Here is a 25,724-nt window from a genome sequence, read left to right on the forward strand (position 1 = left end):
TGTCTGCCACAAGCGATCACACCTTGCGGCCGACGGCATGAGCATGGGTTCGTTCGAACGCGCCGATCTGTTCGCTGCTGCGCGACAGTGTCTGGACCAGGCCGACCCGCTGCAGAAAGTCGCGTTGACCCAGCAGTACGCAGCGGCCTTTCGCGCAGGCCATCTCGTGATCGATGCGGCTGCGCTCGCGCCCGACCCGATCCGTATGCCGGGGCGGCCACCAACACCGAGCCTGGTGCATCCACGCGAGCTGCCGCGGCGTGGATTAGGCACGCCGGAAGGCCGCGCAGCCTTCATCCATGCGATCGCGCATATCGAACTCAATGCCATCGACCTGGCCTGGGATGCGGTGTATCGCTTCCGCGGCCTGCCGGATGCGTTCTATGCCGATTGGGTGGCGGTGGCCGACGACGAATCGCGTCATTTCATGCTGCTGCGCGCGCGCCTGCATGCACACGATCGCGACTACGGCGACTTCGCCGCGCACAATGGTTTGTGGGAAATGTGCGAGAAAACCGCGCATGACGGCCTAGCGCGCATGGCATTGGTACCGCGGGTGCTGGAAGCGCGCGGTCTGGATGTGACGCCGGCAATGATCGTCAAATTGCGCTCCCTCGGCGATTCCGCAACGGCCGAGGTGCTGGAAACCATCCTGCGCGAGGAGGTGGCACACGTTGCCGCTGGCTCGCGGTGGTACCGCTGGTATTGCGTACAGGCCGGTATCGAACCGAGGGCGCGCTTCAAGGCGCTGTTGCGCGAATACGCCGGCGGTTATCTGCATGGCCCGTTTAATCTGCAGGCGCGGCTGCTCGCCGGGTTCGACGAAGACGAACTGGCCGATCTGGTGGAGCAGGCTGGCTAACGAAGGGTTGATCCTGCTGTGGTGGAGCGAAACATACGCATGCCTGGTTGGGCACTGCCAGCAGCGTGGTGCGGTTCGTGCGCTTGGCGTCATCAGAGCTTCGCAAGCTGCGCTGGTCGAGGGCGCAGTGCCTTCACCAGTCAGAAGACACGCAGTGAATCCATTCCTGCCGCCGCCGTTTCCCGCAGGCAAGGAATACATCACATCAGTGCCTTGCCGATGGCCGGCTTGAAAACCGGACACACCGACCACCACGCCTGGTCCTTGCCCGCTCACTGTCGCCGGACCTTAGGCGGCATGGGTGCCGCATGAGCGCTCCATGGATGGATTCACGGTGTGTCTCGCGATGGTGGGCGGACAAGGGCCCTGCAGATAAGGTGCAGATCAAGCGCTGTGCAATCGACGCTTTCAACGTACCCAAGCTTCCCCAAGAAACCGATCCCTCTCGCTGTTAAAGCGCCTCCACGGGCGGCCTCACGATGTGTCCCGCAATGGTGGGTGGGCAGGGGCCCTGCAGATAAACCGCAGATCAGACGCTCTGCTAGACGATGCTTTCAAAACACCAGGCGTCCCAGGGAAGCCCGGTACCTCACGCTGTTAGAGTGACTGACAAACGCCGCGAACGGCGATAGATCGCCGCAAAGGTGTCGTCAGGATCGGAATGCAGCGTGTACGTGGTGCAGGCCCGGCCGCACAGCACTGCTACGGCTGATCCGCACGTAGCGATTTGCTCCGGCTCTCTGGTTGTCGATCATCTGCGTGGTCGGTCGAGCCTCACCATTGCGACATCCTGCGCAGCCCCTACCGCAAACAACGCCGATACCGGGCGCGCCCGGAACTGTGCGCTACGTCGTCGCACATGCGCGCCGGAATCGCATCCAGTCATCGGCAAGCATCACAAAAATGTAAGTTTCTTTTGCAACAACTTGCATTCGGTACATTCCGGCGCGCCCTAATGGCGTCCCGGGGACAGGGGCCCGGTGTTTCGCACCCGTTGCTTCCATGTCTTAGGAGAGAGAGACGATGAAGTCGAAGTCGATGTGCACCACGGTTGGATTGATCGCCATGTGCCTGGCCGGGTCGGCCGCCGCTGCCGGCAAACCCCTGTATCAAACCGGCCCGGCGCTCAGCCGAAGTGCCGCAGCAACCGCCACCGCGGAACCCTCGCTGCAACGCCTGTTGAGCGCCCCGTCCACTACCAACGCGCAGGTTGTGCAGCTCGATGCCGGCGCGGTGACTGCCGGCGAAAAACTGCTGGAATTGCAACTGGATGGCCAGACCATCACTGCCACGCAGGCCAAGGTAGACGCGTTGGATGGTGGCGACAGTGTGTGGTACGGCAACCTCGGCCCGCGTGCCGGCATCCGTGCGCGCACCTTGTCCGGCGTGGACCCGCTGAACTCGGCCATCCTGGTCCGTAGCGGCGACACCGTTACCGGCACCATCCGTTATGCCGGCAAGCTGTATCGCCTGCGTCCGTTGGCCGATGGCCGCCATGTGCTGGTGCAGGTCGACGAGCAGCGCATGCCGCAGGAACATCCGGCCGAATACAGCCTGCTGCCCAAGTTCGACATGCCTGGCGACGGACGCGTGACCGCAGCGGCCGCCTCATCCGGCAGTCCGGCCACCATCCGCGTGCTGGTCGTGGCCACCAATAAGGCAGTGACTGCGTATGGCGGCAACATGCAGTCGCTGGTGCAGTTGGCGGTAGCCGAAGCCAACCAGGGCTACATCAACAGCAATGTCGGCATCACCTTGCAGCTGGCCCGCTATGAGACCACCAGCTACACCGAAACCGGCAACTTCACTACCGACCTGCAGCGCTTCCGGGTGACCAACGACGGTTACATGGACAGCATCCACACCAGCCGCAATACCTATACGGCAGACGTGGGCGTGATCGTGCTGGACAACAGCAGCTACTGCGGGCTGGCCTCGGGGATTGGTTCTACCGCTGCAAGCGCCTTCGCCTCGGTGTACTGGGATTGCGCCACTGGCTACTACAGCTTTGCGCATGAAATCGGGCATCTGCAGAGCGCCCGTCACGATGCCACCAACGACCCAAGTACCTCGCCATACGCCTATGGTCACGGCTACCGCTACGGCAACAGCTGGCGCACCATCATGGCCTACGATTGCACCAGCGGCTGCCCGCGGTTGAACTACTGGTCCAACCCCAACATCAGCTACAACGGCGTGCCCATGGGCAATGCAAGCACCGCCGACAATCAGCGCGTGCTGGTCAACACCAAGGCCACCATTGCCGGCTTCCGCTGATCAGCGGGTAGTTGCCATGGCCCGGCACCGAGCGGTGTCGGGCCTTTGCAGCTACACGCGGGCGCGATGATCGCGCAGACTAGACGCACCGCCGGCGCCCGCCGGCCACGTCCTGTCGAGCGGAGCACTCATGTCCACGTCCTCGCGTTATGCGCTGCTGTGCCTGGTGGCGCTGGCACTTGCCGGATGCAAACAGCAACCTGCCGAGCCTGCCGCCACCCCACCCAAACCCGCAGTTGCCGCGCCAGCGCCGGCCACCGAAAATGTTGCCGAAGCGCGCGCGTTGCAGCTACTCGAGACACGGCTGCAAAACGACAAGGTGTACCCGGACAACTGCATCAGCATCATGGCCGAACAGGACGATCCGCCATCGCCGGATATGTTTGAATTTGCCGTGCGCGAACGCCATGGCGACGGCTGCCCAGGCGACCCGCAGACCAGCCCGGTGCGCGACCGCTTCCGTGTCCAGGCCGATGGCACGTTGTTCTGGTACGACGTGGTCAATGCGGATTTCGTCGACTACGCCGAGCGTGCGCGCAGCGTGCAGTGACGCGCTGTAGCGATTTGACCAGTCAGGGTTACGCGCAGGCGTTGGGTTGCTGGCGAGCGCTGAAAATTGAGGAGTTCCGCACCACAGCGCTGTGTTAGTCGCGGCATCCGTTGTCGATACGCGTCGTAAAGTGTGGCTGTTCAACAGCGCGATTCATCGATGTGTCCGATACCAGGTGGACTCACTGCGACACTCCACTGGGACGCGAACGCGCGCTGCGTCGTTGTGAGTGCGTTTTTCATCGGCTGGCCTGACCGAAAGTCCTCGCTGTATCCAACGGCAGGCCGTCGTGCTTGCGAAGCATTGGTCATGACTGGCCTGCGGTGCGGTAGCGGCAACGGCGCGCGCACAATCGGCCACATCAGGGCTCACCGCGGCGCGGATTCGCGCATGCACGTGCAGCTGCGCGTGCCGATTTAAATTGGCAATTGCTCCAATACAACGCCATCGGCATCCACCCGCAGCACCGAGCCTTGCTCGTACCAATCGCCCAGCACGATGCGCGTGCAGGTGTTGTCACCGGCTTGCAGGGTATGGATTGCAGGGCGATGGGTATGGCCGTGGATCATGCGATCCAGCCCGTATCGCACGAAGGTCGCTTCCACTTCAGTCGGCGACACGTCGGTGACGGTTTCGAGCTGCGCTTGGTCGCCCTGCTTGAGTTCAGCGTAGCGGGCCTGACTTGCCGCACGTGCCTGCTGCGCGAATGCTACGCGTGCGGCCAGCGGCTGCGCCAGAAACTGCGCTTGAAACACCGGGTCGCGCGTTTGCGTACGAAATGCTTGGTAGGCAGTGTCGTCAGTGCACAGTAGATCGCCGTGCATCAGCAGCGTCGTATGGCCGTAGAGATCGATCACGGTGGGGTCGGGCAGGATGCGAAAGCCCGCGCGTTGCGCGTAGGCATCGCCCACCAGGAAATCGCGGTTGCCAGGCATGAAGAAGATCGTCACGCCAGCGTCGGCCACCGCATGCAAGGCCACCGCAACCTCGTCCGCGGCGGTAGAGGGCGTGTCATCGCCGATCCAGGCTTCGAACAGGTCGCCAAGGATGTACAGCGCATCGCTAGCGGGTACCTGCGTCTGCAGGAAATCCAGAAACAGCGCGGTGATGGCCGGCCGGGCCGGATCCAGATGCAGGTCGGAAATGAACAGTGTCGTCATCGCGCCATTGTACGGCGGGACCGCCAGATCGTGAGACGTGGAAGCTGCGATTACGTGCGCGGGCGATCAGCGCATCGAAGCGGTACTCAGCTGCGCTGGCCACACGGCCCGAGTGCACTGTGCTGTGTCATCACGATGCGCAACCAGGGGCGAAGCACACGCACGCTCGCGCAACGCGGTGCCGCAGCGTAGCGCTACCCAATCAGCGCCGGCAGCCCCCACAACGACAGACTCGCCAGCACCACCCCGATCGCCGTGGCGGCCAGTACGTCGCTGGGGTAATGCAGCCCAAGCACTACGCGCGACAGCGCTACACAGGCCGAGAATGGCACCAACAGCGGGGCCAGCCATGGGTAATAGGCCAGCGCCACGATGCTGAAGGACACCGCATGCAAGGTGTGGCCGGAGGGAAAGCTGAACTCGTCCAGCGGTGCCACCCAGGCGCGGATGCGCACGTCGGCCGCATACGGGCGCGGGCGGCGCGTCCAGCGCTTGAGTGCCTTGTACAGCGTCAAGGCAAGCACGCCGGTGGCAGCCATGTGCGCCGAGGCGCGAACGCCATCTATGCCATCGAGCAGCACCAACAGGCCCATCAGGCTGTACCAGAACACGCCATCGCCCAGGCGGCTGATGGTGGCGAATGTGCGGCGCACCGTGTGTCGGCGGCACCAATGGTTGGCGCGCCGGCACCAGCGCGCTTCGTGGCCGCGCAAGACCTCAAGCCGCGTTGACGACATAACGCCCCCGTGCCGCAGTGATGCCCAGCAACAAGGCATCGAAGTCGGACACCACATTGTCCGGATGCAGCTTTTTCATCGCATGTGCCGCTGCCGCACCCAGGCGTCGGCGTAGCGCGTCGTCCTGGGTCAGCGCGACGGCGGCCTGGATGAAGTTTGCATCGGTGTCTACCGCCGCGCCGGTGTGGTCGTTACGCAGGTATTCGCGGGCAGCACCGTAGTCGAAGGCGACCGTCGCCACACCGCTGGCCATCGCTTCCAGGGTCACGTTGCCGAAGGTCTCGCTACGGCTGGGGAACAGGAACAGGTCGCCGCTGGCGAAGTGGCGCGCCAAGGCCTCGCCACGCTGCACACCGCAGAAGATGAAGTCGGGATTCTCGTGCGCGATCTTCTCGCGCGCCGGGCCATCGCCGACCCACACAAAGCGCGCCTTCGGGCGGATCTGCTGCAGCTTGCGGAACGCTTGCACCGCCAAGGGCAGATTTTTTTCGTTGGCGATCCGTCCGACATAGATCGCCGCAAAGCCTTCGCCTTCGATGCCCCACTCGGCGCGCAAGGCATGATCGCGACGGCCCGGATCGAACTGCTGGCTGTCCACCGCGCGCGCCAGCAACTGCACACGCTCGAAGCCGTCGTCGCGCAGCAATTGTTGCAGCTCGCGCGTTGGTACCAGCGTGGCATCGGCCTGGTTATGGAAACGCCGCATCCAGCGCAGCGCGGTGCCCTGTAGCCACGCCGCGCCGTAGTCGGGCAGGTACTCGTCGAAGCGCGTGTGGAAGCCCGATGCGACCGGAATGCCGAGCCGGCGCGCCGCACGCATCGCCGACCAGCCCAGCGGGCCTTCCGTGGCCACGTAGATCGCATCCGGTTGCGTCGTTCGCCAATGACGGATCAGCCGCTGGGTCGCCGGCAGCCCGAATTTCAACCCCGGGTAACGCGGCAACGACGCGCCCCGTACCAGCAATGCGTCGGACGGGGCGGTGTCGCTGCTCTGGCGTGGACGCACCACATCCACCTGATGCCCCCGCGTACGCAGGCCGGTTTCCAGGCTGTGGACCGTCAGCGCAACCCCGTTGACCTCGGGGGATAGGTTTCGGTAACGATCGCGTAGCGCATGCCCGTTCTCCGGTTTTGGCTAGCTTCCGGCAGGGCGATGGCATGGATGTTGCGCGCACAAGTCGCGGCAGTGACAAGCGCGACGGGATTGGGAATTCGGGATTGGAGATTTGCAAAAGCGCTGAACGGCCAACGTTTAGCGCAACCGCTGGCTGTCAGGTAAAGACAGAGCCCCGTGCTCGACTAATCCCGAATCCCCACTCCCAAATGCCGCCTGAGGCCTCCGGCCTCAGGTCACAAATGGTTTGAACGCGATGCCCAGGCCGGCCATGCTTTCGACTTCGCCGATCAGATCGGCGCGCAGCAGCGGGCGCGAATCGATCCAGCTCTGCGACAGGATCAGCGACAGCCGGGTGTCGTCGGCAGTGAGTTCCAGTGTCGGAATCGGGTCCGATTCGTGCGCACGATGCAGCAGCACTGCCAGCCGCAGCAGCGCGGCCTTGCGGCGGGTGGGCAGCAACAGCCGGTCCGGAAGCGCATCGAAGGCGGTCTTGGGCACGTTGCGCCGATGCGTGCGTACCAGCGCTGCCAGGACCTGCTGCTCCTGCCGCGAAAACCCGGCGATATCCGAATGTTCCAGGATGTAGCTGCCGTGCACGTGGTACTGGCTGTGCGCGATGATCAGGCCAAGCTCGTGCAGCCGTGCGGCACGCCGCAGCACCTGCGCATCGTCGCCATCCAGTTGCCAGGATTCGCACACCTGATCGAACAGGCGGCAGGCGGTGGCCTCCACACGCCGCGACTGCACTTCATCGATGCCATAACGCTGCACCAGCGAGGCCACCGAGCTGTCACGCGGGTCGTTTTCGCCGCCGCGGCCGAGCATGTCGTACAGGATGCCTTCGCGCATCGCCGCCTTGCTGACCATCAGCTTCTCCAGCCCCAGGGCCTGGAAGGCCGCTTCGAGCACCAGGATTCCACCGGCGATGATCGGCCGCCGCTCGGCCGCCAGGCCGGGCAACTGGATGTCTTCGATGCGCTTGGCCTTGAGCAGTTCATCGCGCAGCGCCGGTAGCGCCTGCGCGGTGATCGCGCCCTTGGTGAGCTTCATCGCCGCGCAGATTTCGCCGATCGCCTTGTGCGTGCCGGACGAACCGACAGCCTCGTGCCAGCCCAGCGCCTTGTACTGGCCGGCGAACTGCTGGAACTCTGCGCCGATCTCGGTCAGCGCGTCCTTCCATTTTTTCTTCGACAACTTGCCGCCCGGGAAAAAGCGCCGGGTGCTGGCAATGCAGCCGGCCTGCAGACTTTCGCGTTCCAGCGTCTGGAAGCCCTGGCCGATGATGAATTCGGTCGAGCCACCACCGATGTCGATCACCAGCCGGCGTTGATCGGGTTTGGGCGGTTGCGCATGGGTCACGCCCAGATAGATCAGGCGCGCTTCCTCGCGTCCGCTGACCACTTCGATCGCATGCCCCAGCGCCGTTTCGGCCGGCATCAAAAAGGCCTGCGGCGAGCGCAGCTGACGCACCGTGTTGGTCGCCAGCGCGCGCACGCGCAGCGAGGGCACCTCACGGATGCGTTGGCCAAAGCGCGCCAGGCATTCGAGTGCACGCTGGCGCGCTTCGTTGGACAGCCCCCCCTTGCCATCCAGACCATCGGCCATGCGCACGGTTTCGCGCAGGCGGTCGACGACGCGCAGCTGACCCATCAGGTAGCGCGCAATCACCATGTGGAAACTGTTGGACCCTAGGTCGATGGCGGCAAGAAAATCGCCATCGCGCAGGGGCGGAATCGTGGGGGAGGGCATTGGCATGGCCGAATGGTAGCCGATGCGCGGTTGGCCACGTGAGAGGCCACGGCCGTGGCGTTCTTAGATCCGATCGAGCAAGGTCATCTGCGCCGAATGCGCCGGTTCGCCAGGGCCCGGTGTGCGCTTGTGGTAAACCCCTTCGGCATCCAGCTCCCAGGCACTGACGTTGTCGTCCAGGTAGTTCTGCAGCACTTCGCGATACACGCGCTTGGCCAGATCCGGGTCCAGGATCGGGAAGCAAGTCTCCACACGGCGCAACAGATTGCGTTCCAACCAATCGGCGCTGGCGCAATACAACTCGGCCGCCCCGTCGTTGCCGAACCAGTAGGCACGGCTGTGTTCCAGGAACCGCCCCACGATTGAACGCACACGGATGTTCTCCGACACGCCCGGCACCCCGGGGCGCAGCGTGCAGGCGCCACGCACGATCAGGTCGATCTGCACACCGGCTTGCGAGGCGGAATACAGCGCACGCACCACCTGCGGTTCGTTGAGGGCATTCATCTTGGCGATGATGCGGCCGGGGCGGCCATTGCGCGCCAGGCGGGTCTCGCGGTCGATCCGCTTCAGTACGCCGGCATGCAAGGTGAATGGCGACTGCAGCAACTGGTCCAGCTTCATGCGCGGGGCAAGCCCGGACAACTGCTGAAACAGCATGTGCACGTCGTTGCCGATCTCCGCATCGGCAGTGATCAGGCTGATGTCGGTGTACAGCCGCGCGGTGCCGCTGTGGTAGTTGCCGGTGCCCAGGTGCACATAGCGTTTGAGCTTGCGCCCCTCGCGCCGCACGATCAGCAGCATCTTGGCGTGGGTCTTGAAACCGACCACGCCATAGACCACCTGCACGCCTGCTTCCTGCAGCTTGTCGGCCAGGCCCAGGTTGGCCTCTTCGTCAAAGCGTGCGCGCAGCTCCACCACCACGGTGACGTCCTTGCCGTTGCGTGCAGCCAAAATCAGCGCATCGACAATCAGCGAATCCTTGCCGGTGCGATACAGCGTCTGCTTGATCGCCAGCACGTTCGGGTCGACCGCTGCCTGACGGATCACATCCAGCACCGCGGTGAACGCGTCGAAGGGATGATGCAGCAGTACATCGCCCTTGCTGACGATCTGGAAGATGCCCTCGCTGTCGCGCAGGGTGCGCGGGTTAAACGAGGGGTACTTGAGCTCCGGGCGCTGCACGAGGTCGTAGACCTGGGTGACACGGCTCAGATTTACCGGCCCGACGATGCGATACACCGCGTTCTCGTTCAAGCCGAAGTTCTGCAGCAAGGTGCGCATGATCGGCGCCGGGCAATCGTGCGCGATCTCCAGCCGCACCGCAGGACGGTAGCCGCGCGTGACCAGTTCGTCGCGCAGTGCCAGTGCCAGGTTTTCGACTTCTTCTTCGTCCACCACCAGTTCGGAATTACGGGTGACGCGGAATTGGTAGGAGCCTTTGACCTGCATACCCGGGAACAATTCGTCCACGAACTCGGACAACACCGAGGACAGGAACACAAAACTCTGCGCGCCTTCCGGCGACAGGCTGGCCGGCAACTGGATGATGCGCGGCAACGAGCGCGGCGCACGCACGATGGCCAGATGGCCGGCGCGCCCAAACGCATCCTGGCCTTCCAGCACCACCACGATGTTCAAGGTCTTGTTGAGAATCTTCGGGAACGGATGCGCCGGGTCCAGACCCAGCGGCGATAGCACCGGCATGATCTCGTTGCGGAAATAGGCGCGCAACCAGCGCTTCTGCCGCGAGGTCCAGGTTGCGCGGCCGAGCACCGCAACGCCGGCCTCTTCCATCGCCGGGCGCAGCACGTCATTCCACGCGTGGTATTGCTGCTCCACCAGCTTGGCCGCGCGGTCGTGCACGGCGTTGAGGATGGCTGTGGGGCTCAAGCCGTCCGGCGCCGGTGGCAGGCCGAACTCCTGCGCATGCCGCACGGTGGCAGCGCGAATCTCGAAGAACTCGTCCAGGTTGGTGCACGAAATGCACAGGAACCGCAGCCGTTCGAGCAGCGGCACCTGTTCGTCCAGCGCCTGCGCCAGTACCCGGAAATTGAAGTCCAGTTGCGACAGTTCCCGATTGATGTACAGCGCCGGATCACGCAAGGGATCGGTTGCGATGTCCTCGGAAGGTGTGACGTCGTGCAGTTGTTTGGCGTGGCCCATGGAGTCGGTCATCAAGACGGATTGGTGTGCGTGTTACCGCGTGCGCTGCAGCGCGTGCAACGGGCTTTGCGCAGGTGCATCGCGCCGCGCGTCGACGCGCACTCCCTACATATCACGCCGAGCGTGACAGTGGCAGGGACTGCTCGCGCTGCACGACGCGTGCGGCCACAAAATGACAGGAGAATTCGCTGCCGCGTCCCACCTCGCTTTCAATGTCCAGCCGTGCCTGGTGCAGGCCCAGGATGTGCTTGACGATCGACAGCCCCAGCCCCGTGCCGCCGCTTTCGCGCGAACGGCTGCTGGAGACGCGGTAAAACCGCTCGGTGATGCGCGGCAAATGCGAGGCGGGAATGCCATAGCCGGTATCGCGCACCGCCAGCGCCGCACCATCGCCTTCGCGCATGAAGCGGATCGTCACCGTGCCGCCGCCAGGCGTATAGCGCACCGCATTGGTCACAAGGTTAGAAAACGCGCTATGCAATTCCTTGTTGGAACCAAGCAGATCCACGCCGGCATCGTCGATCACTTCCACCGTGTGCCGGCCCTGGCTGTGCGCCTCGGCCTCGCGGCGCAAGGTCGACAGCATCGGTGCCATCGCCACATGTTCTTCGCCGAGCTCTTCTTGCGATTCCAGCCGCGACAGGGTCAGCAGGTCTTCCACCAGCTGCGCCATGCGCTGCGACTGCTTGCGCATCTCGGCCAGCATCGGGCCAGAGTCCGGGAAGTCTTCCGGGTCGAGCATGTCCAGGTAGCCGTGCACCACCGTCAATGGCGTGCGCAGTTCGTGCGACACATTGGCCACGAAGTCGCGGCGTACCTGCTCCAGGCGCAGCAGCTTGCTGACATCGCGCGCCACCAGCAGCCAGTAGTCGTCGGAGTAGGGGATCAGGCGCAGATTCAGGCGCAGGTCCGGGTCCACCGGCGAGGCCGCATCCAGCATCGGCTCGGCATTGCGGCCGGCCGCCAGCCAGTGCGCAAGCGGCAATGGCTGTAGGCGTTCCACCACCGACACGCCCATGTCGCCAGGATGGTGCAGGCCGAGCAAACCGCCGGCGGCCTTGTTGAACCACTGCACGCGCTGGCTGTTGCGGTCCACCACCACCACCGCGTCCGGCAGCGCCTGCGCCGCGGCGCGGTAGGTGCGCAGCATGTCGATCAAACGGCGCTTGCGCCCTCGCATTTCTGCCTGGCTGCGGTACAGCAGGCGGTCCAGCTCGTTCCAGGCACCGACGCCGGTGGCAGGCTCGGCACGCTGACGTGCGGTAAGGCGGCGCAGCACCTGACGCAGCCGCCAGTAGTGCCAGCTCAGCACGCCCAGCGCGGTGAGCGTCAATGCCATCCACACATGCTCGATCAGCATGCCCACCACGACGGCAGCGCCCAGCAAAAGCGCAAGGGTGCCGAGCGTCTTGAGCCAGGCGGAACGAATATGTTGAGGCATGGAAGGGGTTACCACGAAGCGTCAGGTAGGCAGGCGGCCCAGCCGGTCAGCGGCCGGGTTGCCGTGCGGCACGTACTCAGGTTGCCGACGAAAAACGATAGCCCGAGCCGCGTACGGTCTGCACCATGTTTTCCAGGCCGAACGGTTCCAGCGTCTTGCGCAGCCGGCGAATGTGCACATCGATGGTGCGCTCTTCCACATACACGCTGCCGCCCCAGACATGATCCAGCAGCTGGGTGCGCGTGTACACGCGCTCAGGGTGGGTCATGAAGAAATGCAGCAGCCGGTACTCGGTCGGGCCGATCGGCACCGGCGCATCGCCGGCAAATACGCGGTGCGCTGCGCCATCGATGCGCAGGCGGCCCACCGCTACGCTGCCGTCTTCGTCGTCCTCGCGGGTGCGGCGCATCACCGCACGGATGCGCGCCAGCAACTCGCGCGCCGAGAACGGCTTGACCACGTAGTCGTCCACGCCGGCTTCTAGCCCGCCGACACGGTCGTTCTCTTCGCCGCGCGCGGTCAGCATGATGATCGGGATCTCCCGGGTCAGCTGTTCCTTGCGCCAGCGCCGCGCCAGATCCAGCCCGCTGGTGCCCGGCAGCATCCAGTCCAGCAGAATCAGGTCGGGCACGCGGTCAGCGATGGCGGTCTGTGCCTCGCGCGCGTCGCCAGCATGGATGGGCTCGAACTCGCCTTTGCGCAGCGCGAACGCCACCATGTCGCGGATCGCGGGTTCGTCATCGACGATCAGAATGCGTTTCTGCACGCGGGGCTTACCGTCTGGCTTTGGTTGATCGCCAGTAGACTACGGTTTTGTGACTCTAATGTGACATGGCGGGTATTGCCTCGCGCCAAACGACGCTTTTGCGGAGCGGACTCAGCCGCGACAAGCGCCTGATCCAGCACACATGCCGTTGCGTGCGCATTGGCAGCGGCCGTTATTGCGTAGACAGATCGGGGTCGCGGATACCTTGGCGGCGCAGTTCCAGTACCGTCGGGGTGATTGCGGCAATGCGCGCATCCACCCGCGCACGTGTCACATAGTCCAGATCCTTCTTTTTCAGCGCCTCCAACTGGATCAGGGCCTGCTCGGGGCGCCCGTTCAAAGACGCCGACTCGGCATAGGCCTCGCTGGCACGCAGATGGTCCCCAGCCAGCTCGCAAGCGCGGGCGTAGGTCTGCTGCAGCAGCGGGTCCTCGCTGCTGCGGTAGAGCAGGGGTTCGAGCACCTGGCGCGCGCGCTGACCGGATTCCTTGCTGGCCTGTTCGTTCAGCGCGCCGGCGTAGGTCAGTGCCACCGCACGGTTGTTCGGCAGCCGCTTCAGCAACGCATCGAAGCGCGCATTGGCTGCTTCGCGCTGGCCCACGCGCGCCTGCGCCTCGCTCAGGCCCAGTGCCAGCCACAGGTTGTCCGGATGCGCTTCCAGCAAGCCTACCAGCTCGGCCACCGGCTCGCTTGGCCGGCTCCCGCTGTTGCGCAGTTGCGCCAGCGCCAGCCCATAACGCTGCGCATCGGTCAGGCCCTGCTTGGCGCTGCGGCGCAGATTTTCGTATTCGCGAATGGCCGCATCGGGCGTGCTCGCACTGAGCACGCGCAGGCGCTCCTTGGCCCAGTCGAACCCCTGTTGGTCACCGCCACGGCTCAACGCGTCCACCGGCAGCCGCAGCGCATACGGCAGCAGCGCGTTGCCGTTGCGGCTCAACGGCTCCGACAACGAGGGGTCGGCCGGGTCCACGCGCTCTTGGCGCGTTCCGCCCGGCACCGAGGTGGTCAATACCACAGTGTTCTTCTTCATCTGCTCGGCGCGCGCCTTGGCCTCGCTGATGCGGGTGGTGGTCACCGGGTGGGTCTGCAGGAAGTCCGGTGCGCTGTAGCCGCCCTCGTTGGCGCGCATCGCCACCGACATGCGTTCGAAGAAGCCGGCCATCGCGTCCACGTCATAGCCGCTGCGCACCAGCGTGCGGATGCCTAGCCGGTCGGCCTCCGATTCGTTGGAGCGGGTGTAGTCGATCTGGCGCTGCTGCATCAGCCCCATCGCGCTGGTGATGGTAGCCATGGTGGCATCGCCCTTGGAGTTGCCGCCGGCCTGTTGCGCCGCCACCACTGCCGCCAGCATGCCGAGCAGGATCGGGATCTGGTCGCGCTGCGCCCGTTCCACCCCGCGCAACACATGCTGCTGGGTGACGTGGGCGATTTCGTGCGACAGCACCGCCGCCACTTCATCCTCGCGCTCGGCGGTCAGCACCAGCCCGGCATTGACCGCGATATAGCCGCCTAGGGTGGCGAACGCATTGATCTGGCGGTCGCGCAGCATGAAAAAGGTAAACGGTTGCTGCGGCTGGTCGCTGTTGGCGCCAAGCCGGGTGCCCATGGTCTGCAGCCAGTCGCCGATCAGCGGGTCGTCCAGCACGTAGTCGTAGTTGCGCAACTCGGCCAGCATCATCTTGCCGTACTCGGCCTGACGGGCGGGAGTCAGCAGCTCGCCGGCCGACGAGCCAATATCGGGCAGGCGGCTTTCCTGCGCAGGTGCCACGCCCATGGCGAGGGCCAGGGTAAGGGCAGTGGCGAGCGGAAGCAGGCGCAAGTGGAACTCCCAGGTGATGCGCGGAGCATGCGGGCAGCGCAGCGCAGCGGCGTGAATCGGCAATTAATCCACAGTGTTGCGGTGACGACATGGAAATTCCAGTCGCCCGCTACCATGTGTCAGACCTCAGACACACCATGGAGTTTCCTGTGAGCCAAGACCACACCGGGCAGGACGCGGCCACCGGCCCGCAGATCACCCTGTATTCCACCGCCATCTGTCCGTATTGCGTGGCGGCCAAGAACTTCCTCAAGAGCAAGGGCCAGACCTGGACCGAGGTGCGGATCGACCTCGACCCGGCCGAGCGCGACAAGATGGTCGCCCTGGCGCGCCGCACCAGCGTGCCGCAGATCTTTGTCGGCGACGTCCATGTGGGTGGCTATGACGACATGATGGCCATGCACCGCGCCGGCAAACTCGAACCGCTGTTCGCCGCCGCAGGCGGTCAGGCATGAGTGGTTCCGACGACGGCAGCGCCGATCGCCTGCGCGAGTTCACCGACTTCCGCCAGCGCATGAACCAACGCATTCTGGCCGAGCCCAATCAGGTCGTACGGCGTTTCTTCGCGCTGGACACCCAGACCTACCAGGCCGGCGCGCTGGACGTGAAGACCAAGGAGCTGCTCGGCCTTGTTGCGTCGATGGTGCTGCGCTGCGACGACTGCATCAGCTACCACGTGGCGCAATGCAAGGACGCCGGCGTCACTCGCGACGAGTTTTTCGAGACTTTTTCGGTCGGCCTGGTGGTTGGCGGCTCCATCGTGATCCCGCATCTGCGCCGCGCGGTGGACTTCCTCGACCAGCTCGAAGGCGGCGCGCCTGCGCCGGCCGAACACAGCCACGGCTAATCCGCCACCGCTGCGGTACCGGTGCGTCGCCCGGCGAGGCGGCGCGCTGTGTCTGGGAGCAGGGCGGTCATCGGGCGCACGCGATCTTGTTCGCGCTGCCGTGAGCCTGCGGGGGCCGGGAGTAAACCCGGTTCGGCGTCAGTCCGGGCCACGCGCGCTGCGGCCGCTACGGCTGTTGCCCAGACCCTTAGACGATGGTCGGTTTGGGCGCGGTCACCGGCATCGGGCATAATTGCCTGTGAAACCTCCTTGCGCCGATCTGCCGGGTTTGACGGCTGGCGCTCCCCCCTTCAAGTTCGGAAACCCAACGTTATGACGCAGACAATCACGGTCATCCGCGGCGACGGTATTGGCCCGGAGATCATGGATGCCACGCTGTTCGTGCTCGACGCGCTGCAAGCTGGCCTGACCTACGAGTACGCCGACGCCGGCCTGGTCGCGCTGGAAAAGCACGGCGATCTGCTGCCCGAGTCCACCCTGGCGTCGATCACCAAGAACAAGGTGGCGCTGAAGAGCCCGCTGACCACGCCGGTCGGCGAGGGCTTCAGTTCGATCAACGTGGCCATGCGTCGGAAGTTCGACCTGTACGCCAACGTGCGTCCGGCCAAGTCGTTCCCCAATACCAAGTCGCGCTTCGCCGATGGCGTTGACCTGATCACGGTGCGCGAAAACACCGAAGGTGCTTACCTGAGCGAAGGCCAGACCGTGTCCGAGGACGGCGAGACTGCGTTCTCCGGCGCCCGCGTCACCCGCAAGGGCTCAGAGCGCATCGTGCGCTATGCCTTCGACCTGGCGCGCGCCACCGGCCGCAAGAAGGTCACCGCGGTGCACAAGGCCAACATCATCAAGTCGACCTCGGGCCTGTTCCTGAAAGTCGCCCGCGATGTCGCCACGCAGTACCCGGAAATCGAATTCCAGGAAATGATCGTCGACAACACCTGCATGCAGCTGGTGATGCGTCCTGAGCAGTTCGACATCATCGTGACCACCAACCTGTTCGGCGACATCATTTCCGACCTGTGTGCCGGTCTGGTCGGCGGCCTGGGCCTGGCCCCGGGCGCCAACATCGGTGTCGACGCGGCGATCTTCGAAGCCGTGCACGGCTCGGCGCCGGACATCGCGGGGCAGGGCAAGGCCAACCCGTGCGCGCTGTTGCTGGGTGCCGCGCAGATGCTGGACCACATCGGCCAGCCGCAGAACGCCGAGCGCCTGCGCGAAGCGATCGTCGCCACCCTGGAAGCCAAGGACTCGCTGACCCCCGACCTGGGCGGCACCGGCAACACCATGGGCTTTGCCAAGGCTATCGCCAGCCGCCTCTGAGCGCACTGGTTGATCGCACAAAAAGAAAAGGGCGCCTAGGCGCCCTTTTCTTTTGTTGGCAGCGGGTTGCTTGAAGCCAGTGTTACGCGTTCAAGCGAAGGGAGCCGCCGTTGCGATTCCCCAATCCCGATTCCCCGCTCAATTTCGCGACTGCAGCTTCGACAGCAAGCGCAGGAACTCGATGTACAGCCACACCAGCGTCACCATCAGGCCGAATGCGCCGTACCACTCCATGTGCTTGGGCGCGCCCTGCTCGACGCCGCTTTCGATGAAGTCGAAGTCCAGCACCAGATTCAACGCTGCCACCACCACCACGAACAGGCTGAAGCCGATGCCGATCAGGCCCGAGTCGTGGATGAAGGGAATGCGCACACCGAAGAAGCCCAGCACGATGGTGGCCAGATACACCAGCGCGATTCCGCCGGTGGCCGCGACCACGCCGAGCTTGAAGTTCTCGGTGGCCTTGATCATGCCGCTGCGATAGGCGAACAACAGCGCAAACATGGTGCCGAAGGTCAGAAGTACCGCCTGGAACACGATGCCGTTGAAACGTGCTTCGTACACGGCCGAGATCGAGCCCAAGAAAAAGCCTTCCACCAGCGCGTACAACGGTGCGGTCACCGGCGCCCAGGTCGGCTTGAAACTGGTCGCCAGTGCAAACACCAGCCCGCCGATCGCACCGGCAATCATGTACAGGCGTGCCGCCGGCAACGGCGCGCCGTCGGCGCCGATCGATTGCGACCAAGCGAAAGCGGCGGTGGCGACGGCCATCAGCAACAGCAGGCCGGTCTTGTTGACGGTGCCGTTGAGGGTCATCGCCTGACCGTCGCGGGTGACCACCGAGCCGGAGCCGAGGTCGAGGAACGTGGATTCCCGAAGAGCCGGGTTACCGCTACGCATGCGTGTTCTCCATGAAAGTGATGCTCGTCTTGCAGGTGAGCGTTGCAGTGAGGATACCGGATCGCCCGATTTACACAGAATGATTGACAGCGCGTCCAATCGTTCCCAAAATAGCCGACCTTTCCAGCCTTCGGGACGGAAAGGTCCCGCCGGGGTATAGCGCAGTCTGGTAGCGCGCCTGCTTTGGGAGCAGGATGTCGGGGGTTCGAATCCCTCTACCCCGACCATTCCGAGCTCTTGACGGCGTGGGAATGCGAAGTTCGGTCCGGGCGCCCGTAGCTCAACCGGATAGAGCACCGGCCTTCTAAGCCGGCGGTTACAGGTTCGAGTCCTGTCGGGCGCGCCATATGGATCAATGACTTAGCTTTGCCTCTGTCCGTTTTCCCTAAAAATCTCCTGAATTTTTAGATGTGGAGCGGCCTTGTGTCATTGGGGCTGTTCATCTGGTGGCTGCTCGCGTAACAATAGCCGTGAATCCGTCCGGCTGTGAGTTATGCCCTCCAAGAATGTTGTGTTCGAGCAAATTGAAGACATTGCGCCTGAGGGCTTGGTCTTCGATATCCAAAATCCACGTCTGGAGGACGGCGTAGACGGCAATGAGCCGACCAGTGAAAAGGAGATCATTCAGTGGCTGCGCAACTTGGCAGCTTTGGATGAGTTGATATCTTCCATCACGCATAACGGTTTCAAGCGGATTGAGCCACTAGTGATCCATGGCCCTGACGGCGGGCCTTATACGGTACTGGAAGGCAACCGGCGGCTTGCGTGCATTAGATTGCTCAAAAATACTGCTTTGGCTGACGAATTAGGTGTCTCAGTACCAAGGCCGGTACCACTATCAGTTCTTGATTCAATCCAGACGGTTCCTGTCTATCGGGTACATAACCCCTCTGACGCAAGGGCATTCATTGGCTTCAAGCACATCAATGGCCCGCATCGCTGGGAATCTTTTGCAAAAGCGAAGTACGTTACCAGTTGGTGGCTTGATGAGCGCGAGACCGGGCTCACCATTAATGAAATAGCGGATAGGCTTGGGGACGATAACAACACCATTCGTAACATGATTGCCGGCATGTTGGTGCTCGAGCAGGGAAAGAGAATCGGCTTCGAGATATCGGATAGAGCTAACAAGGGGCGTTTCGCGTTCTCGCATTTGTACACTGCCCTGTCCCGAGCAGAGTATATGGATCATCTTGGCCTCAGGAAGGGGTGGGCTCAGAAGCTTGAGGTTGATCCTATTCCTGTTGAAAAGTCGGAGGAGCTTTCAGAGGTTCTGCTTTATTTGTACGGTAGCAAGTCGCAAAAAAAACCGTCGCTAATCAAATCGCAAAACCCTGATCTTGCGCATCTCGGTGAGGCGCTGAGGAACAATATTGCTCTGCACGTGCTGCGTGGTGGCGCAAGTTTGCAAGAGGCTCGGCAGGAATTTAGGCCTCCGGAAACAATGCTCAACGAGCTTTTGGTGACAATTAATCTGCGTTTGAGAGAGGCTACCCAGTTGGCTGCTCGCGCCGAAACGTTACCGGAAGCACTAGCTGAAATAGCAAAGGAAATTCACACGCAAGCAAAAGGCCTTACGTTACTTGTAAGTGCAGCCATGAAAGGTAAGCAGGGTCAAGAATGAGGCTGCAAGCTGTTCCATTTGACGCCGACACGCACACGGCCGCGGACTGGATGGAAATGAAGGCGATCTTGGGTCCTAAGGATCGGCTTTCGTTTACCGATATAGAAAGGGCTTGGGAAGCAAATCGCGAATCAGAGGATCAAGACCCGGGTGGCGGTTTTGAACAGTTTGACGAGTGGCTCAACGCTAGAGTCATGATTATTCAACGACGCATCGAGCTACTTGGAGAGTCGTATCCATTCGAATTCTCCGATGATGACACTGCTCTTAGGTTTAAAGGTGATGCAGAAATTGCTGATGGTGAGGCAGTTTACTTGCTCTGTCTCCTTTTATCAGTCGCCAGAGATACTTCCGTCTTCATAGATCCAATTCCCATCACGCCATGGATGAGAGATGCCTTTCAGGCATGCTCAGGCTGGGCCGCAGCCGGGTCGATTGATGGTTCATCGTATGTGTTTGGATGGCCGCGAGTTGACGGAAGCGACTTCCAAGTTGCTCTGCATGATGTATTCGTCACGCTCATGGCTGATGGTGAGATTGTCCCGCATAGCAATGCCCCCGCTGGTTCAGCCGGTCGCGAAAAAGATGCAGGGATTGACGTTATCGCATGGAAAGAAAGAATAGATAAGTCTAGTGGAAAATTAAATCTATTTGGGCAGGTGGCAAGTGGCGCAAATTGGCGCGATAAGCCTATTTCGCCATATATAGATGCACTGCAGAAGAATTGGCTGGCGAGTCCATGGATAATTCCCCCTCAACCAGCAATGTTTATTCCATTTTCTATCGTCCCTCTCTTCGGAGCTACCTACAGAGAGCAGGTTCGATATTTCTCAGCGATGTACGGATCAATATTTTATCGAGAGATTCTTCCTGCATATGCCGCGCGCGGTTTGTTGTTAGAACGCTCGGGTTCAATCTTTTGTCACCGCTCTAATGAATTGCCCCGATTAATAGCGCGTGAGAAGGCATTTATTAAAGTGCTCAGACGAACGCAAGATTATTCATAGGCATGACGCGCATAGGTTTCACTGGAGCTGGGACGACCAGGCCTGGTGAGTAAAATATAACCTCTGTGCCGCGCCCTCTTTCCTGGGCTGTATAATTGAGAGTGTAAGTGAGTTCTTCGTATCCGGAGTACAGGCCTCTGATTACGGGATGGTCGTCGTATGAAACCATCCAATTGCAGTTTTTGGGAAGATTGCCGACTGTTTTTGCTACATCAGCGTGATCTGACGGGTTGTAGTGATGCATATAAAGCCCCTGGCCCTTGGTGAAATAAGGTGGGTCAAAATAAATCAGATTTTTCTTTGCAATTTTCGGCGCAAGCCTCTTCACGAGAGTCTGAGCATCCTCGTTATGCAGGCGGATGCCCTCGCTTCTCTCTGCGATTCTTTCGATCCGCCAGATCAAATCTTCAACGTTGAAGCGGGCATCAATCTTCCAAGGACCAGTCTGTTCTTTGCCGCCAATGACTCCACCCAGCAAAATTCCTGAACGGTTAGTTCGATTTAGGAAGAATGTCGAAAAAGCTAAATCTAATGTATCTGGCGAAGCCTCTTGCTGGACAGTTCTGGCCCATTGCCAGGTGTCCATATCCACGTTGCATTTTTGAATTCGGCGAATTAGCCGTTCAGCATCTGTCAGAACTGCCGACCAAAAGGCATGCACCGCTGGATTGAGGTCATTGATATGTATCCGCTTGACAAGTCCACGAATCAGCAATTCCATAGCCACAGCGGCACCGCCAGCATATGGCTCGACATAGGTTCCACCGAAGAGACCGTTCAGCTCCAGGACCTTCTCAACGTAGTCGGCCAGCTTTCCCTTGCCTCCTGGGTAGCGAAGAGGGGTGTAGAAGCCATGCGATTGGGTCATTTGTCGGGTTCCATGATGCGGTTAGCAGTATAAGCCGCCACGGGGTGGATGCTCCCACTTGTGGAGGAAACGACAGGCAGTGAGTGGTCATACACGTGGAGCATCGCGTCCGTCTTGTGCCCGCTGGCCAGCTTCTTGTCGCCGTCTGTATCCGTGACGCCGCGGTGCTTCAGCCCGTGCAGTGCAAAGCGATCTGCCTCAACTAGCACCCCGTCTCGTAGCGCGTTTTTCATGAGACGTTGCCACGAGGTGTTGAAGCCTGACCTGGTGAGTGGGCCACCGTCTTCGCCGACGAACAGATAGCGCTCCGACGCATCTAGTGGCACAGGCCGTTTCTGACGCTGCCAGACGTTGAAGCGATAGGTTTGCAAGGCCTGAATTGCTTCAGTGAGGGGCCCGCCTTTTCGGACAAGATTGTCGCGACTTCCTTTGCGTCTGTTAGTCATCAGTTCTTGCCCAACATCATGAGCGTCGGTGAGGGTGAGAACCTCGATGCCCCTGAGCCTTGCTTGATATGCGAGCTCCATGGCAGCCCAAAGATAGAGAGGTACTGCACCCTTTTCTCTTGGACCCCGGGTACTGCATTCTCGGGCATAGGCTTGCACCGCTCTGAACACCTCCGGCTTCGGCATTCGGTGGGCACGCCTTTCCTTTACCTGCTTCACGCCGCTGGCCGGGTTGGTCTGGACATGGTCGTGTTCACGTGCCCAGCCGAAGACTCGGCGTAGATAGCGCAGCCAGTGATTTGCCTTGGTGGGGTACCCAGGCACATCCTTCTGCCCAGGTTTTTCGGCTGGTCTCCCGTGGGCGATCACGTCCACCAGCCGACGAATGACGCCTGGGGTAAGGCGATCCACGACAGCGTCGCCCAGCATTGTTCCGTTCTTCAAGGGGTACAGCCTGATCGCTTTGGCATAGTCCCGATAGTGCTGCTGGGTTGTGCTCGCCAACTGAGCAAATGTCAGGCTGCCTTCGAACAGATCAATCACATATGAGATCGTTCCTCGTACAGCCACTCCGCTGCGTTGTTCTGCGATCACATGCAGATCGGAGAGGCGCGCGGTCGCTTGTGCAACGGTCTTTGCTTTGTAGCCTCGCCCTTCCGGGTGCGGATTCAGTACGTACCAGCGCCCTCTGCCACTGTTATCCCAGTAGACGCCTTTGGGTACCTTGCTGTAGTCGATATGACCTGGAAGGTTTGCTGGTTCTTTCCTTGGGCGGCCGCGTGTAGCCATGCTGATTGACACCGAAAAATGAGTATGCCGGACTCGTATGGCGAGTCGGTTCGAGCAATGGTTCTCAGAGCAGATCGCTAGCGCTGTAACAGTCAGCGTTTGGCGCGTTTGGCGTAAGCCCGATTGCGGCGTTCAGGGCATCAGTCGTGGTCCAGATGCCTCCCTTGCCATCGTAGTGATAGCGAATGCCGCAGCGACGTGCCCATTGCTCGACGGTCGATAGACGCGGGCGCTCGCCCGGTCGGCACAGGGACTGCATATCCTCAAACTGCAATACGGTTCCAATCATGTTGCGGACCTGATTGCGATTTCTTTAAGCGGCAGAAAGGTAATGCTGCCAGTGCCAATGTTTGCTGTGGCTGCTTGTCCTACCATTGCGCGCCTGCTATCTCGATGGAACGCTTATGTCGGACACTTGTACTTGCAGTTGCCACAACGAGGATATTCCTGCTGAGCAACACGTACAGCAGCTGAAGGATGCTGACGCAGATGCTTTTGACCAATCGCTCAAACGGTTCGTGGAGCTGATGAAATGCATGGCTCTTGGGGTGTCGTTCGGCATTGGTGGGTCGGCAGTAGCAGCGTCTGGGATTGCAGACCGTGCGAAGGTTGTGGGAGTAGCTGGTTGCGCGATCGGCGGCGCCCTGGCAGTTACTTGTGCTGTCTTGATCTTTGTGAAGCCATATATGCACAACGTTCCCTCCGAGTGGCGTGCGAGGGCTAAGGGCGTTAGCGTCTTTTCGGCTCTTGTGTTGGCGGCATCCTTCACGTTCTTCATCACGATGGACGTGATCAAAGATGCTCGTAGAGACCGACCTTTTCCTGAGTCCTGCGTTGGCTCTGACAGCAAGTTCAATCGGTCCGGCTTGATAGTGAAATATTGACCGCATACAACTAGACCTTGATCACTCGCGCATCGTTTGCCTCGCGCCGCGACAGGCTCTTACGCACCGGCGTAGCACCCAGCTTCTGCACCTTGCCGCCGCGCTTAGCGAATGCTTTGAGGTGCGCGGCCAGGTCGGCGCGCTCGCGGTCTTTGTGGCGGACGGTGGAGAGGGCGAAGGCGCTCATTGCGCACCTGCCTTGCCACGCGCAGCGGGTTCTTCGCGGAGCAACTGCTCGGCGTGTGCGATGCCGCGCTGGTTGAGGGTGATGGTGTTGGGGAACTGCGGGTCGTCGAACTGCACCAAGCCAGCTTGGTCGAGCCAGTTGATGCAGCGGCGGGTGAATGCTTGGATCTGCACGGGGCCGCTGGTTTGCACTTGTGCGGGCATGGCCGCGAAGCCGCCGCGGGTGCGGCGCAGGGTGCGGCCCTGTGCGCTGTATGCCGCCTTGAGCGCGGCCTGTGCTTTGGGTTGTAGATGCATGGTGACCTCGATCAGGCGGCGTATGCCGCGGTGGCCAGGTGCGCGAACAGCTGTTCGCGGGCGCGGCTCAGGTGGGACAGCGGAATGCGGTGCTGGCCGGTGGGTTCGGTCCAGCGGCCTTCGGTGAGTGCGCGGCTGGTGCTCGGCGTGGTGGCCTGGCTGCAGCGGCAGCACTCGATGTGGAACGTGGTCGGCGCCGGCCCGCCGATGCGGTAGCGGTGTGGTGCGCCATGCGTTGTGACCAGCTGCGGGCGGTGGCCCGGCTGGCACGCGGGAATGCTGGTCGGGAGTGGCGTGGCTTCCTGGCGCATGTCAGTCCTGCGCCCGCGCTAGCCGAACGTGGGGGAGGGCGGGCCCTTGTTCGTCGGCATACGTGCGGTGGGTGCTAGCACTGCGGTGCGCGGCGTGCAGCTCTGCCAGCCGCAGCGGGATGCAGACCACAGCCATGACGGCCACGGCCGCCCAGCCGGCGGCGACGACGCGTTGGTAACGGCGACTCATGCGCGGGCCTCCTGTACGTGCACGCCGTGCTGCCGCAGCCAGCGCGTTGCCCTTTGCAGCACGCGCGGGGCCAGCGCATACGTGTCGCGGCCGATGCACAGATGGCGCGTGGTGGTGCGCGCGCGCAGGCGCGGCGCCACCGCGCAGCCATCCAGCGATGGCGTGACCTTGCCGTCGTACAGGCCGGCCCAGATCCAATCTGTGCAGATCATGAGCGCGAGCGTTTGGCCTGCATGGCCGGTGGGGAAGAGCGCTTCCACTGGGCGCGTGCTCATGGCGACACCCGCACAGGCACGCCGTGTGCAGCCAGCCATTCGCACATGGCCTGCAGGGCGTCGTCGCCGGCGGTGTATGCCGTTTGCCCGAGCTGCAGCGCGCCATCGACACGATGCACATCGGCATGGCGGCACACCGTTACCGCGAGCTCGCTACTCCGGTCGGTGCCATAGAGAGCAGCGCTGACGGCGGCCGGCTTAATACGCAGGCGCAGCAACGTGCCCTGTCCGCGGCCCAGCCGGAAGTTGGCGCATGGGATCTCGCTCATGCGTGGCTCGCTTCGGCCAAGGCATCGCGGAAGCGCTGCAGCTGTTCCTTGCGGCAAGCGATCTTCTTTTGCAGGTACGTGGTGAAGCTCGCCGAGGCAGCTTGGCCCAGCGTCTGGAGAACGTGCTCGTCCTCTCGGATAGCGTCTTCTGCCCACATGATCGCCGCGACGTAATCGTCGGTCGTCAGTGTGCCGGTGCACTTGCTCATGCACGCAACTCCCGTACGAAGTCGCGACTAGTCGCTTCGGCCCGCAAGCCGATGAGCTCAATGCGATCGCTACGTTTTGGGTAGCGCCTAGGACCCTTCGACATGCCGCGGCGCTTCAAGGCCTTGGCATGTAAGTGATCAGCCGCTGCGCAGGCCTGAAGGCATCTGCGCGCAGTAGCGAATAAATCCTTATTGGCAGCGCCGCCGTCTGCCTGCGCGTCTAGTGCGGTGGGGTTGATATGCATCGCATTCTCCTGCCGCGACCCCGCGGCAGGAGAACAATAGCGAAGCTATCTAAAACAATCAATAGCAAGGCTATCTACGACTGTGTATCCGGCAAAGTACTAGAACTTGCACCCGCTTCCACCCTCGGCCCAACTCTTCAGACGGGCAGCCTGGCGCTCGCGAGTGGCCTTGGCATACAGGGTGACCTGTGTCCGCCCAGGCTCAACTTCCTTGATGGCGATAACGGTGTAGGGGTTTAGCCGACATACGGGTAAAATGACCGCAGAATCCGATTGCTTTTTTTAAGACATGAGGTTACCGGATAAAATGGCGCTTCCATCGGCGCATCCACTACCTCGTCCCTTTCGAGGTTCGGCACGCTGCAACTGTCTTGCGGCGAGTGTGCGAGACCGGTCGGTCACCGGGTGGGTAA

Annotated in this window: 25 protein-coding genes, 2 tRNA genes and 1 pseudogene; 11 read left to right on the forward strand and 17 right to left on the reverse strand. The window is 62.1% G+C overall.

Translation table 11 applies throughout. The features are described from left to right. Positions 1 to 37 precede the first annotated feature (37 nt). From BJD12_RS18120 to BJD12_RS18130, 3 genes are all read left to right on the forward strand, one after another. On the forward strand, positions 38 to 862 hold the full coding sequence (locus BJD12_RS18120; RefSeq protein ID WP_005993993.1) for a ferritin-like domain-containing protein: 825 nt from the start codon (positions 38 to 40) through the stop codon (positions 860 to 862). A 1,023-nt stretch (positions 863 to 1,885) separates the two neighbouring features. Next, positions 1,886 to 3,139, forward strand: coding sequence for a zinc-dependent metalloprotease (locus BJD12_RS18125; protein ID WP_039426049.1), 1,254 nt, complete (start codon positions 1,886 to 1,888; stop codon positions 3,137 to 3,139). Between the two features lie 130 nt (positions 3,140 to 3,269). Further along, positions 3,270 to 3,689, forward strand: coding sequence for a hypothetical protein (locus BJD12_RS18130; protein WP_005997317.1), 420 nt, complete (start codon positions 3,270 to 3,272; stop codon positions 3,687 to 3,689). 416 nt (positions 3,690 to 4,105) lie between these two features. Here BJD12_RS18130 and lpxH read toward each other — a convergent pair whose 3' ends face one another. From lpxH to BJD12_RS18170, 8 genes and pseudogenes are all read right to left on the reverse strand, one after another. Further along, on the reverse strand, positions 4,106 to 4,849 hold the full coding sequence (lpxH, locus tag BJD12_RS18135; protein WP_005997319.1) for a UDP-2,3-diacylglucosamine diphosphatase: 744 nt from the start codon (positions 4,847 to 4,849) through the stop codon (positions 4,106 to 4,108). A gap of 194 nt (positions 4,850 to 5,043) precedes the next feature. Then, positions 5,044 to 5,586 carry a phosphatase PAP2 family protein gene (locus BJD12_RS18140; RefSeq protein WP_039426039.1) on the reverse strand — a complete coding sequence of 181 codons (543 nt, stop codon included), beginning with the start codon at positions 5,584 to 5,586 and terminating at the stop codon, positions 5,044 to 5,046. Beyond that, a pseudogene (locus tag BJD12_RS18145) lies at positions 5,567 to 6,702 on the reverse strand (glycosyltransferase family 4 protein). Before BJD12_RS18145 ends, BJD12_RS18140 begins: the two are co-directional and overlap by 20 nt. Positions 6,703 to 6,931: 229 nt before the next feature. Then, positions 6,932 to 8,452, reverse strand: coding sequence for an exopolyphosphatase (gene ppx, locus BJD12_RS18150; protein ID WP_172797177.1), 1,521 nt, complete (start codon positions 8,450 to 8,452; stop codon positions 6,932 to 6,934). A 63-nt stretch (positions 8,453 to 8,515) separates the two neighbouring features. Then, on the reverse strand, positions 8,516 to 10,618 hold the full coding sequence (gene ppk1, locus BJD12_RS18155; protein WP_042828790.1) for a polyphosphate kinase 1: 2,103 nt from the start codon (positions 10,616 to 10,618) through the stop codon (positions 8,516 to 8,518). A 112-nt stretch (positions 10,619 to 10,730) separates the two neighbouring features. Beyond that, entirely contained in the window at positions 10,731 to 12,059 is a 1,329-nt protein-coding gene (phoR, locus tag BJD12_RS18160; RefSeq protein WP_005998188.1) for a phosphate regulon sensor histidine kinase PhoR, read from the reverse strand. Positions 12,060 to 12,135: 76 nt separating this feature from the next. Further along, a complete protein-coding gene (phoB, locus tag BJD12_RS18165; RefSeq protein ID WP_002806631.1) occupies positions 12,136 to 12,825 on the reverse strand; it encodes a phosphate regulon transcriptional regulator PhoB in 690 nt (229 codons plus the stop codon). Between the two features lie 172 nt (positions 12,826 to 12,997). After that, positions 12,998 to 14,644, reverse strand: a complete 1,647-nt coding sequence (locus BJD12_RS18170; protein ID WP_042828789.1) for a M48 family metalloprotease — start codon at positions 14,642 to 14,644, stop codon at positions 12,998 to 13,000. Positions 14,645 to 14,793: 149 nt separating this feature from the next. Here BJD12_RS18170 and grxC point away from each other — a divergent pair, with 149 nt between their 5' ends. The 3 genes from grxC (at position 14,794) to BJD12_RS18185 (ending at position 16,811) form a co-directional block, all read left to right on the forward strand. After that, positions 14,794 to 15,099, forward strand: a complete 306-nt coding sequence (grxC, locus tag BJD12_RS18175; protein ID WP_039423641.1) for a glutaredoxin 3 — start codon at positions 14,794 to 14,796, stop codon at positions 15,097 to 15,099. After that, positions 15,096 to 15,491 (forward strand): carboxymuconolactone decarboxylase family protein, encoded by a 396-nt coding sequence (locus tag BJD12_RS18180; protein ID WP_005998182.1) that lies wholly within the window; start codon positions 15,096 to 15,098, stop codon positions 15,489 to 15,491. The genes grxC and BJD12_RS18180 overlap by 4 nt, the downstream gene beginning before the upstream one ends. 312 nt (positions 15,492 to 15,803) lie before the next feature. After that, complete coding sequence (locus BJD12_RS18185) at positions 15,804 to 16,811, forward strand: isocitrate dehydrogenase (RefSeq protein WP_005998180.1); 1,008 nt, start codon at positions 15,804 to 15,806, stop codon at positions 16,809 to 16,811. 138 nt (positions 16,812 to 16,949) lie between these two features. On the opposite strand, the gene BJD12_RS18190 is transcribed toward BJD12_RS18185, so the two are convergent. Continuing rightward, positions 16,950 to 17,711: a Bax inhibitor-1/YccA family protein gene (locus BJD12_RS18190; RefSeq protein WP_005998179.1), complete on the reverse strand. Its 762-nt coding sequence runs from the start codon at positions 17,709 to 17,711 to the stop codon at positions 16,950 to 16,952. 150 nt (positions 17,712 to 17,861) lie between these two features. On the opposite strand from BJD12_RS18190, the gene BJD12_RS18195 reads away from it, so the two are divergent. The 4 genes from BJD12_RS18195 to BJD12_RS24345 all read left to right on the forward strand — a co-directional run bounded on the left by BJD12_RS18195 (position 17,862) and on the right by BJD12_RS24345 (position 20,342). After that, positions 17,862 to 17,938: transfer RNA gene (locus BJD12_RS18195), tRNA-Pro, on the forward strand. Positions 17,939 to 17,980: 42 nt separating this feature from the next. After that, positions 17,981 to 18,057: transfer RNA gene (locus BJD12_RS18200), tRNA-Arg, on the forward strand. A 147-nt stretch (positions 18,058 to 18,204) separates the two neighbouring features. Continuing rightward, entirely contained in the window at positions 18,205 to 19,335 is a 1,131-nt protein-coding gene (locus tag BJD12_RS18205; protein ID WP_005998178.1) for a ParB/Srx family N-terminal domain-containing protein, read from the forward strand. Next, positions 19,332 to 20,342 (forward strand): hypothetical protein, encoded by a 1,011-nt coding sequence (locus tag BJD12_RS24345; protein ID WP_126936635.1) that lies wholly within the window; start codon positions 19,332 to 19,334, stop codon positions 20,340 to 20,342. Before BJD12_RS18205 ends, BJD12_RS24345 begins: the two co-directional genes overlap by 4 nt. On the opposite strand, the gene BJD12_RS18210 is transcribed toward BJD12_RS24345, so the two are convergent. Both BJD12_RS18210 and BJD12_RS18215 read right to left on the reverse strand, forming a co-directional pair. Continuing rightward, positions 20,317 to 21,210, reverse strand: a complete 894-nt coding sequence (locus BJD12_RS18210; protein ID WP_005998176.1) for a DNA adenine methylase — start codon at positions 21,208 to 21,210, stop codon at positions 20,317 to 20,319. The genes BJD12_RS24345 and BJD12_RS18210 overlap by 26 nt on opposite strands. After that, positions 21,207 to 22,445, reverse strand: a complete 1,239-nt coding sequence (locus BJD12_RS18215; RefSeq protein ID WP_228861089.1) for a site-specific integrase — start codon at positions 22,443 to 22,445, stop codon at positions 21,207 to 21,209. The genes BJD12_RS18210 and BJD12_RS18215 overlap by 4 nt, the downstream gene beginning before the upstream one ends. Before the next feature lie 404 nt (positions 22,446 to 22,849). Here BJD12_RS18215 and BJD12_RS18225 point away from each other — a divergent pair, with 404 nt between their 5' ends. Then, positions 22,850 to 23,329, forward strand: a complete 480-nt coding sequence (locus tag BJD12_RS18225) for a hypothetical protein (protein WP_005998171.1) — start codon at positions 22,850 to 22,852, stop codon at positions 23,327 to 23,329. Positions 23,330 to 23,339: 10 nt separating this feature from the next. Here BJD12_RS18225 and BJD12_RS24660 read toward each other — a convergent pair whose 3' ends face one another. The 6 genes from BJD12_RS24660 to BJD12_RS18255 form a co-directional block, all read right to left on the reverse strand. Beyond that, the gene (locus BJD12_RS24660) at positions 23,340 to 23,516 is read right to left on the reverse strand and encodes a hypothetical protein (RefSeq protein WP_005998169.1); all 177 of its coding nucleotides are present in this window, start codon (positions 23,514 to 23,516) and stop codon (positions 23,340 to 23,342) included. After that, positions 23,513 to 23,812 carry a hypothetical protein gene (locus tag BJD12_RS18230; protein ID WP_005998167.1) on the reverse strand — a complete coding sequence of 100 codons (300 nt, stop codon included), beginning with the start codon at positions 23,810 to 23,812 and terminating at the stop codon, positions 23,513 to 23,515. The genes BJD12_RS24660 and BJD12_RS18230 overlap by 4 nt, the downstream gene beginning before the upstream one ends. Positions 23,813 to 23,823: 11 nt before the next feature. Then, a complete protein-coding gene (locus BJD12_RS18235) occupies positions 23,824 to 24,123 on the reverse strand; it encodes a hypothetical protein (protein ID WP_042828785.1) in 300 nt (99 codons plus the stop codon). Between the two features lie 186 nt (positions 24,124 to 24,309). Beyond that, positions 24,310 to 24,588 (reverse strand): hypothetical protein, encoded by a 279-nt coding sequence (locus tag BJD12_RS18245; RefSeq protein WP_005998161.1) that lies wholly within the window; start codon positions 24,586 to 24,588, stop codon positions 24,310 to 24,312. Then, positions 24,585 to 24,857, reverse strand: coding sequence for a hypothetical protein (locus BJD12_RS18250; RefSeq protein ID WP_005998159.1), 273 nt, complete (start codon positions 24,855 to 24,857; stop codon positions 24,585 to 24,587). The genes BJD12_RS18245 and BJD12_RS18250 overlap by 4 nt, the downstream gene beginning before the upstream one ends. Next, entirely contained in the window at positions 24,854 to 25,066 is a 213-nt protein-coding gene (locus BJD12_RS18255; RefSeq protein ID WP_005998156.1) for a hypothetical protein, read from the reverse strand. The genes BJD12_RS18250 and BJD12_RS18255 overlap by 4 nt, the downstream gene beginning before the upstream one ends. Positions 25,067 to 25,724: the final 658 nt, after the last annotated feature.

It is taken from the genome of Xanthomonas vesicatoria ATCC 35937 (genome assembly GCF_001908725.1).
GTDB classification, from domain to species: domain Bacteria; phylum Pseudomonadota; class Gammaproteobacteria; order Xanthomonadales; family Xanthomonadaceae; genus Xanthomonas; species Xanthomonas vesicatoria.

Coding starts and splice junctions, on each gene's coding strand:
- BJD12_RS24660 (WP_005998169.1), bottom strand. CDS start 23,516: ATGAGCGCCTTCGCCCTCTCCACCGTCCGCCACAAAGACCGCGAGCGC.
- BJD12_RS18205 (WP_005998178.1), top strand. CDS start 18,205: ATGCCCTCCAAGAATGTTGTGTTCGAGCAAATTGAAGACATTGCGCCT.
- BJD12_RS18255 (WP_005998156.1), bottom strand. CDS start 25,066: ATGAGCAAGTGCACCGGCACACTGACGACCGACGATTACGTCGCGGCG.
- BJD12_RS18190 (WP_005998179.1), bottom strand. CDS start 17,711: ATGCGTAGCGGTAACCCGGCTCTTCGGGAATCCACGTTCCTCGACCTC.
- BJD12_RS24345 (WP_126936635.1), top strand. CDS start 19,332: ATGAGGCTGCAAGCTGTTCCATTTGACGCCGACACGCACACGGCCGCG.
- BJD12_RS18230 (WP_005998167.1), bottom strand. CDS start 23,812: ATGCATCTACAACCCAAAGCACAGGCCGCGCTCAAGGCGGCATACAGC.
- BJD12_RS18250 (WP_005998159.1), bottom strand. CDS start 24,857: ATGAGCGAGATCCCATGCGCCAACTTCCGGCTGGGCCGCGGACAGGGC.
- BJD12_RS18120 (WP_005993993.1), top strand. CDS start 38: ATGAGCATGGGTTCGTTCGAACGCGCCGATCTGTTCGCTGCTGCGCGA.
- BJD12_RS18180 (WP_005998182.1), top strand. CDS start 15,096: ATGAGTGGTTCCGACGACGGCAGCGCCGATCGCCTGCGCGAGTTCACC.
- BJD12_RS18215 (WP_228861089.1), bottom strand. CDS start 22,445: ATGGCTACACGCGGCCGCCCAAGGAAAGAACCAGCAAACCTTCCAGGT.
- BJD12_RS18210 (WP_005998176.1), bottom strand. CDS start 21,210: ATGACCCAATCGCATGGCTTCTACACCCCTCTTCGCTACCCAGGAGGC.
- ppx (WP_172797177.1), bottom strand. CDS start 8,452: ATGCCCTCCCCCACGATTCCGCCCCTGCGCGATGGCGATTTTCTTGCC.
- BJD12_RS18125 (WP_039426049.1), top strand. CDS start 1,886: ATGAAGTCGAAGTCGATGTGCACCACGGTTGGATTGATCGCCATGTGC.
- ppk1 (WP_042828790.1), bottom strand. CDS start 10,618: ATGGGCCACGCCAAACAACTGCACGACGTCACACCTTCCGAGGACATC.
- BJD12_RS18235 (WP_042828785.1), bottom strand. CDS start 24,123: ATGCGCCAGGAAGCCACGCCACTCCCGACCAGCATTCCCGCGTGCCAG.
- phoR (WP_005998188.1), bottom strand. CDS start 12,059: ATGCCTCAACATATTCGTTCCGCCTGGCTCAAGACGCTCGGCACCCTT.
- BJD12_RS18130 (WP_005997317.1), top strand. CDS start 3,270: ATGTCCACGTCCTCGCGTTATGCGCTGCTGTGCCTGGTGGCGCTGGCA.
- BJD12_RS18245 (WP_005998161.1), bottom strand. CDS start 24,588: ATGAGCACGCGCCCAGTGGAAGCGCTCTTCCCCACCGGCCATGCAGGC.
- lpxH (WP_005997319.1), bottom strand. CDS start 4,849: ATGACGACACTGTTCATTTCCGACCTGCATCTGGATCCGGCCCGGCCG.
- BJD12_RS18225 (WP_005998171.1), top strand. CDS start 22,850: ATGTCGGACACTTGTACTTGCAGTTGCCACAACGAGGATATTCCTGCT.
- BJD12_RS18185 (WP_005998180.1), top strand. CDS start 15,804: ATGACGCAGACAATCACGGTCATCCGCGGCGACGGTATTGGCCCGGAG.
- BJD12_RS18140 (WP_039426039.1), bottom strand. CDS start 5,586: ATGTCGTCAACGCGGCTTGAGGTCTTGCGCGGCCACGAAGCGCGCTGG.